We start from the raw sequence: 14280 nt of genomic DNA, 5'->3' as shown, positions 1-14280 counted from the left end.
GAACTTGTCGTAGCTTTTTTCAGCTGCGTCACCAGAAGAATATCCAGGAGGTCTCAATGGCAACATTGGAAGCAATTCAGACGAAGATCGCAAAGCTGCAAAAACAAGCTGAGGCAATGGTCCAGACGCAATCGGTGACTGGCCTCACGAAGATCCGGGAGTTGATGGAAAAGCACGGACTGACCGTTGCTGACATTGAAGGGTTCGTCAGCCGCAAGCGTGGTCGGAAGTCGGGCGGGGCGGCGGGTGTGGTAGGGCAAAAAGCGAAACGTCCCGTGCAGGCCAAGTATCAAGATCCGAAGAGCGGTGCCACGTGGAGTGGTCGAGGGCGTGCTCCGGCGTGGATTAAAGACGTCAAAGACCGCTCCAAATTCGTGATTGGCGGGGCTGCCGCTGCGGATGCCGCGACCGCCGAAGGCGGTATCAAGACGCAGTCTGCAAAGCGTGGTACTGCAAAGAAAGTGGCGACGAAGACCACGAAATCTAGTGCGCCAGCCAAGAAGGCCGCAACGAAGCGAGCATCAACGGCTGCGAAAACGACAACTCGCGGGGCGGCTAAGGCATCAAGGAAAGTTGCGATGAAAAAGGTAGCGAGTCGTAAGTCTTCGGCAGGCCGGAAAACTGCCGCGAAGGTTGACGCAATTGCGACGCCAGAGGTCCAGAACTCTCCGAGCCAGTAACGGAATAGGCGGCATCTGTCGGCGAGCGATAGCGCCGACCTTCTCGATAGTGGGGGTATCGCGGCTCTAGCTGAGCGGTGGTCGTCAGATCGGGACGCCCCGTTTGCGTCCGACGGACAGTATTCGGGTGCGCGCGGACCTCACTACGGGTTGTCCGCTATCGAGCCGTGGGTAGTAAAACAAGCGAGGAAAAAGTGCTGACAGAAGATGCGAAGCTGAAAATTGCGTACGCAGATCATCCGAATATGATCTTGCGGCTATGTGAATTCTCGGAGACCTATTCGCTGCTTAACCGGCCCGCGCTCGTCGTCCAGGCTCGTCCGATCGATCAAGATTTCGAAATCGACGTGATGGACGACGCGGTACGGAACGCGCTGCAGCGTGGAAACGGGGGGCAGAACGGGTGGTGGAGTAGTTTCCATTCGAATTACGTGCCCGATCCGACGTTTCGCGGTGTGGCCGCTGTGAGTCAGCGAGGCGACCCGGATTGGTCATACGAACTCCACCGGGACGGGCACCTCATCGCAGGCCTTTGGAAATTTCCTGAACTCTCAAACAATGGCACGGAGAATGTGTCGTGTGTCGCTGATTTTCATGTCGAGTTTTTTTGCGATTTTGTTGAAGCAGCGCTGCGCGTGCTTAAACAAGCAGCTTGCGAGGTCCCGTATAGCCTGACGGCTACCCTGTTGGGTGCGTCGGACCTCTACTTTGCAGCGAAGTCGGATTTCGGAAGCGGCCATAAGCTGCTTCCGCCTTGCAAGCAAGCGCGGCTCTATTGGAGGGTGCGTACGGTTGATAGCCCGGATACCTGGCGATCCGCAGCCCGTATGATGGGCGGTGAGCTGGTTGGGGCGTATGGGCGTGCTGTACGTGAAGAATCGTGAGCTGGATGATCGGTTGAGCCGCGCGCGACCTTGAATCGAGCAGGAGTTCGGCCGCTGTAAGCACCGAGCCAGTATGAAAAATTTCTCTTTTGGCAAAGCAGAGCCAAGTCCGGATCGCTTAGCCATGTGAAGCAGGAAGTTCTGTTTATCGGGAGGAATTTCTTTGAGGGCTTCTGGGTGCCGATCACCTTTGTCGTCTAGGTCCTTGTGACTCGCTCATACCGAGCGGTGAGGGTGTTCAGATGGAATCGGTAGGGACGTCGGTTCCAGCATCGGGCATCGTTGTATAGTCGAATTCGAGGTTGTGGGCTCGCCCGTTGCGCGGGCAAACGAGTCGTGGATACATTGGTCCCTTGAGCGGACCAAGAAAGGTGTATCGCATCACTTCATCACACTGCGGGCAGCGAGCGAAGATGCGAGTTATATAAACGTCGCCGCTGTTGCCGCTCTCGAGTAGTAGGCTCCGGTGCACTGGAGTGGCCATAATCGGGAGTCTGCGAAGCAGATGTGTGCAGATGAGGGCGAACATCATGGCAAGCATTGTTGGGAGCATGCACAAAAGAAACCATGATCCCGTCAATGAAAAGTGTGAAGAGAACATCTCAAATTGCAAGCCGACCCAGAAGAGGAGGCCCGTAGCAGAAATGGCGATAAAATAGACGCGTGCCTTGCGTGCATTACCGATGGGGCGACGAACGACATACTGGCGCCAGGCGTTAATGAGCTTCCTGCCATGTTCGTCCACCGTTGTGTGTGGTGAAACCTTCTCGGATTGCTTCTCCAGCAGCGATGCAATAAGCTTCTCGATTCTCATAGCGCGGTCATCGCTGGCAGACTGGGCGTCCCTGACCTCGTATAGGATACCTCCGGGAGCTTGAGGTACGTATTGATGTTGGAGCGCAGGATACGCGAATACGTGGTTGCAGATATCTTGCCAAAATTCAATATGAATGGCGAATTTTCCTTCACTTAAACGCTGTTTGGAGACCTGCACGGCCCATCGTATCAGATTCGTATCGCGAAGTGCGGTCGTGGCAAAGATGAGCGCGCTTATACCCCACTCGCCGCGATCTGCCTTCTTAATATCCTCGTCGAGAATGTCGACCGTCAGCTTAGTCAGCATAAATCGTTTGCATTGAATGCCGATTCGGGTGGCGTCCGGTCGGGTTATGAGAACGTCCAATCCATATTGGCTCTGGCCCGAGCGTCCATTTACCGATGGTAGTAGATCATCGAACCGAGCGCTGTACACATTGGCGCACAGTTGCTCGAATGCATCTGGACTGTGCGGCATTGGCACGTCGTGGAACATCTGTTGCATGTCTGATTTTTACCGATTGTTGGCTGAATTTGGCAAACCATGTGTGTTCGTGGTCACCTGCGATCATATATCGACCTATCGGCAAAAATTCTAAAATCTTAACGGCCGTGAGTGACCGAGGTGGCTGCTCTGCATTGTATGGGCGCTGGGCTACTCCGTTTTGTGAGCATAGGGCGGCGCGATGGAATTCCGCAAGGTTTCTATGGATGATCAGAGCAAGGGGGCTTTGGGGCCACCTTATGAGCGAGTCTGAGCGCATACTTGCGATGATTAGGTGAGTCTGAGTGCTGGACAGGCTGAGCAATGCCAATGTCGGCCGGGGCAACAAGTGGGCCGGGAAAACGAAGGCGTTCTGGGCCACGTGGGTCAGCAATCCGATGGCAGTGCCGGCGCCAACTTCCGTCGGTCGCGGGACTCGTGATCAGCGGCGAGTAGGGCTTGTGAGTTGCAGATTGCGATGATTAAAGTGGGTCGTTGAGCTACTATTGGTCGGGACAGTCAACACTGGCAACATGAGGGGGAGATATGGCGTGGTATCGCGATGCGGACCGAGTAAGAAAGGCTGCCCATAAAGAGCACTGGGACTTGGAGCACAAGCCGGGCAATGAAGTGGAGATGTCGGGTATCTACCGCTGCACTGGATGTGATAAGGAGGTTGCTGCGAATAAAGGCGATCCATTCCCACCGCAAAATCATCATCAGCACAGCTCCGATAAGCCGCCAATTCGCTGGAAACTGCTGGTTCGCGCCGAGACCGACTGAGACACAAAGGCCTATGCGCACCAAGGCATGGTTTCTGGAAGACAACATGTACTCGCTAGACGTGCCAGGTATGTTTCCGGCAACGAGATATGTGTCGTCGAAAAAATAATTGGTGTTTGATTGCGATCAGCGTACATGGGCTACAACACAGGCGGTGTTCTACGATGACCATGCCGGCAGCGGGAAAGTTGTCTGGTCCTGGACTGTAGGGCCAGCCCGCTTGCAATATGTCGAAATTGTTCCTGACTCAACGGGCGAAGCCATGCTGAATATTGCCTGTTTGTACCATCATAAAGGCAAATCTTCGAGAACAGCCCCGACACCATCAATGTGACGCCTTTTGTCTGGTCGACTGGGCAATGCGCGTGTTTCGCCCCGTACCTTCTGTACACGGGGGAGCAAATCGGTCTGTTTAGCAGACTAGGTCAATTACTTCGGCTGTGCGCTTTCGCCCTGTCGACGCCAATTTGAAAGGCCGTGGTTGGTCAGATTTTTCCGAGACAGGCCGTGCTTGGGCCAATACGTAGGGCGTTCACGAGAATATCGTCGAGCGCACACATCCGCGAATGGACATCGGCCGCTTCAACGCATAGGTGATGTGCGAATCGCGACTGTTGCAGCGATGCATAACTGCGTTGCCTCTCTGAAACATTAAAAGACTGATGTTCCTCGTCGACTCTCACAGAACACGCAGGCATAAGGCTTTGGCTTTATGTCAGACAAATCGATGGTGACGCGACCGCGTGAAAGGACCGGGCACGTTGAGGTGTGACGCACCTTGAGTCGTTGACAGTATCATCATGGGCGGCCTAACATCACCTAGAATCAAAAATGTCAAATAGATAGCGGAAAGTTAAGCGTCGTTCATGAAGATTCGGCGCAATCCTTGCGCAGCTGGAAGTACACGCTCCACGATGTAGTTGCTGACATGCATATCGAGCGTATTTGTGAAGGCATCGCTTCGTAGATGCTATGGTTAATTGTAAGAACTACTTAGTGTCATGGATGACTCCAACGATGCTAGAACGCTAGTAGCCGGGCGATTGAAATTGTAAGATCGGCTGCGTGGGAAATATCATGCAACACGATCTTGGAAAGGTAGGGCATCCGCTCACGACAGCCGACCTGTTTTCCGCTGAGTACAACGCACATCTCTGGATTCTCGAGTCCGAGGACCAATCGGTCGTCGTGCGCTGGGTGCAACCGGGACGCTGCCATTATGGGGAACAGAAGTGGCGGCGAGGAGGTGCTAGGCGAGTCGGTCATTGCGCAATCACGGGGCGCCCGATTAATAGGGGCGACGCAGTATATCGACCAGATAGTAAGTACGTTGCGTGCACTAACGCACAGGCCATGATTCACGAGGATGCAATGCGAGAGGCTGCACGCTAACGGCCAGAGCATTCGGAAGGTGCCCCGGGTTCAGTTGACGCGGAAGCACTGCCATAAAATTGGTTGCATGCTCGAGTGTCGCGAGGGGCGATTACTGATTTTGCTACCCTCGCGAGAACGATAGAGCTCGGCACTTCCGTCGCCTGCACGAGCCCAATGCTGCATTGTCACCCGACAAACGCGTCTCACGATTATGCTGCCGTCCGATCCCGGTTCTAAGGCAAGAGTTCGTCCAGGCGAGTGGCCTCTATCACGTATGGCGGACGCTCTGTTAGTGAGAGCGTCCTTGCGTGCAACTACAGCAGGACGCGGGGACCAGGGGCGATTCGGACGATGTGCTCAGTGCGGCGCACGGTGACCCCATCTTTTACGATCTCACAAACCATTCTGTGGCGCCCCTTGAAGGCCGTCGATGTCCAAAACGGTTCGCTGGCGCCATTTATATGGTCGTGTGATAGTTGCCCTTCTTCGGTCGCTTCATGTCCCTCGTTGCGAACTGACCAGCGTACATTATAGGGTAATGCAATTCCGTCCGGCTTCGCGGTGAAGCGAAGGTGGAGGCCCTTCGGCAACGCTGAAGAATTGCTGCGGTGCTGCTTATAGACGGGCCCCTGTTTTTTCTTGGCCAGCCAACACTCGATAGTCAGACCGGAGCTGGCTGCGGATTCCACGATCTCCTTCTTGGCATCGGACCAATAGCCGTGCCAGAAAACGGCATCCCACGCACCCATTGCTTGCTTTCGCGTGCAGGCAGCATGGTGCAGGATATCAAGGCTCGGCAGCTTTTCTTTCAAAGCATCCCGAAGCCGCTCGACTTCCCGGCGCCGACGGTCAGACGACGTGAAGCGAACGCCCGATTGCACCGGGTTTTCCACTTCGACGTTAGCCATCAGTCGGGCAAGAAGGGCCTTGAGCGTATCGACCAGCGCGACGTCATCACGCGACGGATGCGGTTTGTACACTTCGCATACGAGGCTTGTAATGACAATCCCGCCTGGCAGTGCCCAGGCGGACCTAGACCTGGCAAATGCTTTCACGAAGCGCACTATACGTCGCAACTGCCCCTGCGGAACGGATACAGACGTATTCAACAATGTATGCACGAGTGTCGGTGGACTCTTGGTGCTCACCTGCTTAGTGAACCAGTCGGTGTAGGCCATTGGGTCGCGTGGTGACCATTCGTCTCCACCGGCATGTTCGATTATCGTATTCCCCCACCAGTCCGTCCGGCGCCGGTAGATAGCGAAATCGATGTGATAGCCGTCGACGTACCAGACCGTCACAGCATTTTTCCTTGCCTCCGGTTCCTTGGTGAAATTACTGCACTTCTCGAGGAGTGCGTCTCGCACTCGGATTCGAGCGTCTGCGGCGTTTTCCGGAAGGTCGTCCTTCTCAAAAATCACTGCCACGTCGATGTCGTAGTCGACGTGCTCGCACTGATTCAGGGTGTGCATGGCGTAGCTCCCCTGGTTCTTACTGTCAGCATACGTCTTGTAGACAACTCCCTTGTTATCGCCAAGTGCCTTCAAGCCGTCGGTTAGCCGTTGCAAATTCAGATCGCGATAACCGCCCAAGTCATTGCGCAGCTTCGTCCCGAGCCGAACATGGTTCTCGTAGAAAGTGTTTAGTTCTTTCGATGCATCAAACACGACTTTTGTCTCCCGAAATCCAAAGTTGCCCGGAATCGCCGTCTGCGGCAACCAAATCAACGGCCCAAAAGTAGGGTGGAGCACTTCGCTGCGAATAGTTGTAGGCAAGCACCGAGCGATGCATTGTGTGGCTCACCATCTGGCCGAGGCGGAAAGAAACCGACATTGGCGTCGCAGCAAAGACATGGTGGGTTGTCGATGGGCTCTCGTTGTGAATACGGTCCAGTGCTTGCCGAAATGCATTTGCGATGGCCCGAGCCTGGTCGTGGTGTGTGATGACGCCTCGCCTGGGCTCAGCGATGCGCACCACAAAATGCCGGTAAGGCCTGTCGATGGTCTGGTCGATGTCGGACTTGGCTACCTGGGCGCTGACATCTACCTGGATGACGGCATCTGGGCCGCCAACTGGTCCGCCCAAATCGACCAACTCCACGCCCAAGTCGAGACCGTCGCCATCCAGCAGCGGATTCCAAATGCCGGTAGCGGATGCCCCGTCGAGCTCATATAGCCGGACTGGTTGCCTGGTTGACACCGCAGAGCCAGCGTGCATTGCCAGCGGGATGTGTGCAATTCCGAAATAGGCAACAGTTGCCTTAGGGTGGGTGCGCAACTGTGAGGAGACGTCGCGATACAAATTGCGCTGAAGTGCAAGGGCGCTGCGGGCATCCAGCACGCCGTGCTCGAAGTGCGGGGACGCATCCATGAGCACTGGATGGAACCCTTCGGCCGCAGCGACAGGGTCCACACTATCGAAGAGCCCAGCGTGCTGGAAGGACTGGTGGCAGATTGCGATGAGTTCCGCTGGCGCGTTCACTTCTGAAAGCGCTAAATGCAGTGCACGAAAATGCTCACGGGCCACCTTCTTGTGATTCTTCAGGATGGCCAATAGCTGGTCCCAGCCGAAGACTTGGACCGGGAACTTGCCGACCTTCGCATGCTCCTCAGAGATGAGCCGCGCCTCCGCCTGCACTGCGACATCGGCAACTCCACTTGTGACCAGGAAGTAGCGGCTAAGGGCCGGCTTGAACTTCAATGCCTTGGCGACTTCGTCGCGAAGCTCATCCTTAGTCACCGAATGTCCGTAGCGCCCGTCCTTACCCTTGCATTGAACGCCCTCCATCTTCCCAGTCGTAGCGTTTGTGCCATAAACGTCGACGCCAGCCTGGGGTTGACCCGAGCGTCCGTTCATTTCTGCCGTGGGGTCCGTCCAGTGCGATGCAAACAAATCACGGGCGAAGCGCTCAAATGCCTGCCAGTCGGCTGGCGGCGGGAGTTGATATGCACCGAAGGTCAAGAGGGCTTCTCCCTGGTTAGTGGTGCGGCCGGCGTTCCGTAAGCGGGAACGGGGCAACTGGACTGCAGCGAAGCTTTCCGTAACTATATCTGGTGTCTATGATGCCATCAACCGCCTATATCTTGTGGTGTGGCTTGGCGACATCGTTTCATATCAGCACATGTGGCCTGCATCCCGGGTGGAGGGGGCCGACAAGTTGTCGAGAATCCTTCCCGTCGCTTCTGCTTGCAGCCTAGCCTCTCAATTGCCTACGCGGAATCAATTGCCTACGCTGAATCGATAGCGTATGTGTATCCAGTTGTCAGTAGCAACGCGGCTTTGCGAGGAGGGCATGTACGACAGCAAGATGGCTTTTCAACTTTGAGAAGCGGTTTGGCACAGCTTAATGGGGGATTCTGTCCCCTTATATCCTAACAGGGAGGAGGGCTGGGAGATGCTGCAGCCGGAAATGGGCTGCGGCTCGGGTACCGCCTGCTGGCGACGGCTGGTTGCATGGCGGGAAGCTGGCGTCTGGTAACGCATCCACGAGGCGCTGCTGGCCGAGCTACGTCGTCGCGGCTAACTAGACCTGACACGCGCCATCGTCGACAGCTCATCCGTTCGCGCGATGCTTGTGGAAAAAAACGGCCCTAACCCGACTGACCGGCGCTACCTCGCAGCAAGCACCACTTCATCGTCGATGCGCAAGACGTCCCGCTCGCGGTCATTCTGACCGGTGCGAACGCATTCTGGTGAGAACCAGATTGCCGCCTATGGCCTTTCATGAACAAACGGTGCTGGGGCAACGCTTACACCGAAGGTTCGGTAGCACGAGCAGTACTCTGTCGCTAGGTACTCGCAGTCTTGGAATAAGAAAGGCGGACCGATGGTCCGCCGTGAATTGCTACTGCATATGCGCCGGAAGTTGCGCTTTCCAGTCTACGCTTAGCTGATTGTCCCTTGCGTTGACGTGGAGATGAGGTTACTGCGCTGGCACTTTGGCTGGCACGATGTACTCAAGGTACTCTAGGACATCAAGACCCTCCGGCTCGTCCTTGTCCCATTCGACTGGGTGATAACTTTGGGCAACCATCGACGTGGCCCAGAGGTCCTCGTATAGTCGAGCATCGAATCGATATTCCGAAAGCGTCGATTTGTCGTCGAAGACCCACAGTACCCAAATACGGCCGAAGGTGCTTGACTGAGCAATGTCGATAGCAGGTCCCGACACAGCTACACGGCCATTCGCCAGAAGCAAGCATTCGATACCCGTTCCGTCGGCGCGACGGCGGACTTGCGTAGCGACACTCTTGTCCTCGTAATCAATCTCCGTGGCGGTCGTACCGGGCATCGGGATAACGATGCACTTTTCGTCCGTAAGCTGCGGTTGCTCCCACAACTCCGACAGCGGCACGACATAAGCTGTTCGCACAGAATTGGAGGCAAAGTGCGTCTGGATTGTAGCGAGCAGTTCAGCTTTTGTTTCGTGTTCCGACCAGCAATACATTTCTTTCGTGTCCTTTGGTTGATGGCTGCAAGACTAATATCCGATTCCTCGTGCTCTACAGGACAGCGTCTTCCGTCAGGTCGACGAGGTCGAAAACGCCGATGTGACTTGCCTCGCGCGCGACCTTCTGCCATGCGGCGGTTTCCTCCGGCGTCAGGTGTACGTGGTCTTCCGCCGACCTTGCAGCGATGTCGAATTCATCGAGGAGGTCTTCGTCCAGGCGGTACCGGCACAGAGCTCCACCGTCGTCGAACATCCACAACACAAGCAACTGCTGCGACTGCATGGCCCCCGAGAGTCGAACGGCCGTCCGGGCGAGGGCAACGGACCCCTTCGCTAGCATGAGGCACGCGATTCGAGACCCATCGAGTTCAGTTTCGACCGATGGCCAGGTGTGTTCGTCTGCGTAGTCGATGGCACTTGATACGACGCCCGGCAAAGCAGCTACCACGACGGCGCAGTTCTCACCGTCGCTATCATCAAATAGCAAATCTTCAACAGGCACAAGGTACGACACAGCGGCACCACGCTGAGTAGCTTGCTGACGAATCTCGGCAAGCAGTTCCAAATTCAGGTCGGTGTCGTCAAAGGAGATATTGGCGGTTCCGTAATCAAATTCAATCGTCATGGCTATGGCTCTAAATAGTGTGTCCTACACGCGTCGAAAATCGACGCGCTATCCGTATAGCGACTCCGCTCTTGCGTGCTGCTTAAAACTATGTCTCGTGTCGCGATTTGGGGGGAGAATAAAGAAGTCGATGTTTGTTTTCAATACGTATTGAAAAATATCCAATTATTTATACGGGACAGATCCTTGCCGTTGTTGTGATATGGCGTTGCAAGTGAGGTTGAGAAATGAAATCATGAAGTTGCTAAAAGTGACAGCGAACGTATAAATTCTTATGCAGCCTTATCTTCGAACAGATGAGAACGTACGACGGTACGTCTGGGCGTAGAGGCGTCAGGGGTCCAGCAGGTAGCCGTTGGTTTTATCCGGGCGAGGGGCGGGGAGTGCCGAGTAGGCCATTGCGTTGATGCTCAGCTGCGAGTGCTTCACTTGGCCCTGTCCGTGGCCTCGGTCCTTCACGGAATCGAAGCCGCTGGCCATGCACGGTTACGAAGCCGCCCGCGCATGCGTCGTGAGATTCACGACAGTCGTCAGAATTGACGGTTTGACCTGCGTTTCGTCAAGCAGCGCCGACGTGTAGCTCTGGGATGCGTACCGCCAGTCCCCGGTATCCAGCGTTATCGAAGGCCAGTGACGGAAGGGCGTGTTGGCGATTCGTTTCAGGTCGACGAAATGGTTGAGCTGGTACAGTGCAAGAATGGAGACGGCGTCGAATACGTAGACGACCGGAACTTCGTTTCGAAATGCGCGCATGAGGGGCCACAACTGCTCGTAGGGCGCCCAGAACGAGCGATTCACAATTAAGCTGGCAAGGGATTGGCCTCCCGTGCTCATCCGGCTGAAAAGGCTATCCAGTCCAGTGTCGGCGGTCAGCTCGTTGGTCAGCTGGAGCCAAGTCTCGGGCAGCCGGACCACAAGGCACTGACGCGCTGCAATACGCTCTTCGAATGGGCTCGGAAGCGCTTCTGTGTCCACGAGGTAGCATGTTTTCCATGAGGCCGAGTCCTGTCTGACTCTCTCAATGAGTGAGTTACTTGCTGGTGACCTAAAGAGGTTACAGGACTGCGCCGTCCGCTGCGGATTGAGACGCCGGCAGAACATAGCGTAGACCTGGCGCGCTATCGACATCCGTTGGTCTTTCTGATGTGCATGGATATCTATCGCGGACGCGATGATGGCGATTGCATCGTCTGCGCTAGCGGTTCGGGCAGATATGAGTGCGCGCAGTGGACCGCTGAGGCGGTGCCAGCGATGCTCGATGTCGCGCATACTCCCGACGTACGAGGTCGCGGCATCGTGGAAAGCAGACATAAGGCCGCTGTCCTCGACGATTTTCGCGATATACGGTGAAGTGGTGCAGAACCACTCGCCCAGCACAGACGGGTCTACGGTCGACCAGAAATGCGAATGACGACCGTTGTCCATATCTTCCAGTGTCGACGTCAGCCACCGTTTTGCAAGCTCGAGCGGCGCAGTCGAATCGGCGAAAGGGTCGCGCAACCTTTTCGCTTCCACATAATAGTAGTGGTGATCGAAGAGCAACCCCGTGGACTGCGGATGTGGCCATCGTTTCCAGCAGTCCTCGATGTCTTCGTCTCCCCACGGGATTGAGTCAACGGCTTGCAGCGCCTCTTCAATGTCCGCATAGATGGAATCAAAAATTTCCAGAAAAGTGGAAGCTGGCGAGCTGCGCTCTGTCGGCAATGCGTTCAGCAGGTCGTCGACGTCGATGCGCGTGTACTCAATGGGGCTGTCGTTGGGCTCTCGACCGATGTAGGGAAGATGCTTCGATTCCTGCGCCTTCCCTCTAAGAGCGGCGTACTCGCAGATGAGGAGAATCAGGCTCTCCCGCAGGCCGCCGTTTTCAATCTCGATAACCAGTTCGGGCGCGGTCTGCTCAAAAATCCAGAACAGAACCTCTAGGACAACCGGCACAACGCCGTCCGCTGTGGGTACAGAACGGTCCATGTCTGCGACTACTCGGACGACAGCGGTGAGGGCGGTTCGGAGGATTCGTTCGTGCTGGCTGCTGTGATTCATGTTTATCGTCTGGCTGCGGCATGAATGCCGGCGTGAGGTTGCGATAGGGCGTGAAGCCGCGAGTTTTATTCCTGCAGGCTGCGGGCCATCGCGCGCATCGCGATGGGATAAAACCGATGCAGATACTGATGACAATTACCTGGAGACTTTTATGTATCCCGTGAACTCACAATCTGAAGTGGCTACGTTTCATCTCGACCACGATGACATCTACGAGACGTTGGCAAAGACAGTCGTCGACGATTGTCTGCAATCAGGCGAGGCTTCGTCATACAGGACCTTGGCGAGCGATATATTTGTACGCCCAGGCCTGATGAGCGAAGAACCGTGTGTCGTCGTCCCGCTTCCGGGCATTTCCTCGACGCGCATCCCCTCGACAACTGCGTTACCGAGAGCGTGCGTCATTCGGGAGTGGACATCCGACTGGGAGAAAGGGCGAGCGTATCTTGAACTGCGTGGAGGGCAGGTCTTGGTATCGACCGAGCAATTCAATCGTGCGGGCGCACCGATATTCGTGCTTTTCTTGTTTGATGACGGGCCCGTTCTCGACATTATCCCAGCAACGGAGGGCGTGATGACGGACATCTGGGCACACGAAATGAGTGCGCAGAATTATCATCCACGACCGCACGACTCCGGGTCCGATTCGCCGAAGGACACCAAGAATGAAGCGTTTCAGCTCCCCATCGTGGCCCGAAGAGCGATAGTGGTGAGCGCGTGTGATGCTGAGTCCGAAGACGGGTCCGTCCGGGCTGTGGAACCCGAGCACGAGGCTACGGATTTTGACGCAGCGAAACAAGCGAAGAGTGCGTGTCGGGACAATTGGCAGGATGCTTGGACAGACGTCATCCCATTCCCGAGGTTCTGATGCCCGCTATCGCTGGCACTGCAGGGGGCCAACGAATTGGCCGTTAGTCCCGTTCGCATGCGTCTGGATTCGAGAGCGTCACGTGGGGTTCGCGTTTGTGTGAGTCACGGACATGTTCGCGACGTCCATGAACCTTGGCGCGATTGCCGCCACCGGTATTGGTAGTCGCTGTCGATAAGGTATTTGACTTGGAGATGCCTCTGCCACGTTGCTTGAGTCGTCCAGTAGCTGACGTCGTTTCCATGGAAGCATGCTGATGTATAGCGGACGTGTCATCTCAAGTGATGTAAGTCTTTGATTTAAAACGATTGGCCGCATAAAACTCAAATTCTGTTTTTACGCGGCCAATCGGGCGGCCGCGCCCTGCATACGTGAGCAGTCGATGCTCGGCTGCAAGAGGCGGACAGTGCCAGTCACGGGACTTCACAGTTCTGTCACGGCGAAATAGTCGCCAGTTCGCGCATGCTCGGCGATGTGCGAAGTTTCGCTAGTAACTGCCACGGACACAGATTTTGAAGAACTCTCAGGTATGGTGCTTCATGACAGCGTCGCGATAGGGCCGCACGCCGGCGGTCCCGGGCGGGTCATAAAGTCTTCCGGCATTCGCCTGTCCGAGTCATGCCACGACCAACAGCGCTCCCTCGCCGCAGCGAATCGACTCGCCTCAGATAGCGAGCGAGCTGACCGAGAACAGAAAAAGCTAACAAAGAGTTGCATGAAACACGCCTTTCCGTACACATATTTGTTATGCTGAAGACACCTATTGCCCGTCAGCAAATGCCTCCCGTTGCTGTGGCGGTTCTCGAGCGACTCGGTGCCGACCCCGCTGCTGCTCGTCTGTGGAGGTAGGAATCCCTCGTGTCATGGTCTCTGTCTCATGGATGCATGCACCCAGTCTATTGACGACATCTCTACCTGTTAAGGTACAGTTCGGTCTATTACCACTTTTTTATTCGAGACGAGGAGGATTTCCGCATGAATAAACAAGAACTCATTGACGCAGTCGCGTCAGCGACCGGTGACAGCAAGGTCGCTACGGGCGAGATGATTGACGCGTTTATCAGTACGGTAACGACGGCAGTTGCGAATGGAGAAGGTGTTCAGCTTATTGGATTCGGCTCGTTTGCCACGGGCTCCCGAGCCGCTCGAACTGGTCGCAATCCCGCGACGGGAGAAGAAATGCAGATACGGGCCGCGAAGACGGTGAAGTTCACGGCCGGAAAGGCGTTCAAGGACGCTGTCAACGCGTAGGTTGCCACCTGTCGCGGCGAATTAC

Annotated in this window: 13 protein-coding genes and 1 pseudogene; 8 read left to right on the top strand and 6 right to left on the bottom strand. The window is 55.7% G+C overall.

Annotated elements, in window-relative coordinates; all coding sequences use genetic code 11:
- Window positions 1–56 precede the first annotated feature (56 nt).
- Both ACV22Z_RS33940 and ACV22Z_RS33935 read left to right on the top strand, forming a co-directional pair.
- Complete coding sequence (locus ACV22Z_RS33940) at window positions 57–680, top strand: H-NS family nucleoid-associated regulatory protein (RefSeq protein ID WP_448080621.1); 624 nt, start codon at window positions 57–59, stop codon at window positions 678–680.
- 167 nt (window positions 681–847) lie between these two features.
- On the top strand, window positions 848–1564 hold the full coding sequence (locus ACV22Z_RS33935; protein ID WP_448080620.1) for a hypothetical protein: 717 nt from the start codon (window positions 848–850) through the stop codon (window positions 1562–1564).
- Between the two features lie 238 nt (window positions 1565–1802).
- Here the strand turns inward: ACV22Z_RS33935 and ACV22Z_RS33930 are convergent, their stop codons facing one another.
- Window positions 1803–2885, bottom strand: coding sequence for a hypothetical protein (locus ACV22Z_RS33930; RefSeq protein WP_448080619.1), 1083 nt, complete (start codon window positions 2883–2885; stop codon window positions 1803–1805).
- Between the two features lie 525 nt (window positions 2886–3410).
- Between ACV22Z_RS33930 and ACV22Z_RS33925 the strand changes: the two genes are divergently transcribed.
- The 3 genes from ACV22Z_RS33925 to ACV22Z_RS33915 all read left to right on the top strand — a co-directional run bounded on the left by ACV22Z_RS33925 (window position 3411) and on the right by ACV22Z_RS33915 (window position 5039).
- Window positions 3411–3647, top strand: coding sequence for a protein L (locus tag ACV22Z_RS33925; RefSeq protein WP_448080618.1), 237 nt, complete (start codon window positions 3411–3413; stop codon window positions 3645–3647).
- Between the two features lie 112 nt (window positions 3648–3759).
- On the top strand, window positions 3760–3981 hold the full coding sequence (locus ACV22Z_RS33920) for a surface-adhesin E family protein (RefSeq protein WP_448080655.1): 222 nt from the start codon (window positions 3760–3762) through the stop codon (window positions 3979–3981).
- 791 nt (window positions 3982–4772) lie between these two features.
- Window positions 4773–5039: a DUF3331 domain-containing protein gene (locus tag ACV22Z_RS33915; RefSeq protein WP_448080654.1), complete on the top strand. Its 267-nt coding sequence runs from the start codon at window positions 4773–4775 to the stop codon at window positions 5037–5039.
- 296 nt (window positions 5040–5335) lie between these two features.
- On the opposite strand, the gene ACV22Z_RS33910 is transcribed toward ACV22Z_RS33915, so the two are convergent.
- Window positions 5336–6688 (bottom strand): nucleotide-binding domain-containing protein, encoded by a 1353-nt coding sequence (locus tag ACV22Z_RS33910; protein WP_448080617.1) that lies wholly within the window; start codon window positions 6686–6688, stop codon window positions 5336–5338.
- Window positions 6681–7982, bottom strand: coding sequence for an SAVED domain-containing protein (locus ACV22Z_RS33905; RefSeq protein ID WP_448080616.1), 1302 nt, complete (start codon window positions 7980–7982; stop codon window positions 6681–6683). The genes ACV22Z_RS33910 and ACV22Z_RS33905 overlap by 8 nt, the downstream gene beginning before the upstream one ends.
- A 427-nt stretch (window positions 7983–8409) precedes the next feature.
- Between ACV22Z_RS33905 and ACV22Z_RS33900 the strand changes: the two are divergent.
- Window positions 8410–8705: pseudogene (locus tag ACV22Z_RS33900) on the top strand (IS5/IS1182 family transposase); the annotation flags it as partial.
- 238 nt (window positions 8706–8943) lie between these two features.
- Here the strand turns inward: ACV22Z_RS33900 and ACV22Z_RS33895 are convergent.
- The 3 genes from ACV22Z_RS33895 to ACV22Z_RS33885 all read right to left on the bottom strand — a co-directional run bounded on the left by ACV22Z_RS33895 (window position 8944) and on the right by ACV22Z_RS33885 (window position 12064).
- Window positions 8944–9468, bottom strand: a complete 525-nt coding sequence (locus tag ACV22Z_RS33895) for a hypothetical protein (RefSeq protein WP_448080615.1) — start codon at window positions 9466–9468, stop codon at window positions 8944–8946.
- A 55-nt stretch (window positions 9469–9523) separates the two neighbouring features.
- Window positions 9524–10096 carry a hypothetical protein gene (locus ACV22Z_RS33890; protein WP_448080614.1) on the bottom strand — a complete coding sequence of 191 codons (573 nt, stop codon included), beginning with the start codon at window positions 10094–10096 and terminating at the stop codon, window positions 9524–9526.
- Between the two features lie 486 nt (window positions 10097–10582).
- Complete coding sequence (locus ACV22Z_RS33885) at window positions 10583–12064, bottom strand: hypothetical protein (protein WP_448080613.1); 1482 nt, start codon at window positions 12062–12064, stop codon at window positions 10583–10585.
- 70 nt (window positions 12065–12134) lie between these two features.
- On the opposite strand from ACV22Z_RS33885, the gene ACV22Z_RS33880 reads away from it, so the two are divergent.
- Entirely contained in the window at window positions 12135–13004 is an 870-nt protein-coding gene (locus ACV22Z_RS33880; protein WP_448080612.1) for a hypothetical protein, read from the top strand.
- A 975-nt stretch (window positions 13005–13979) separates the two neighbouring features.
- Entirely contained in the window at window positions 13980–14255 is a 276-nt protein-coding gene (locus tag ACV22Z_RS33875) for an HU family DNA-binding protein (RefSeq protein ID WP_448080611.1), read from the top strand.
- The last annotated feature ends 25 nt before the right edge of the window (window positions 14256–14280 follow it).

This window comes from Burkholderia sp. PU8-34 (genome assembly GCF_053427725.1).
The sequence above is the reverse complement of the archived record's forward strand: the minus strand, read 5'-3'. Positions and strand labels throughout refer to the sequence as shown.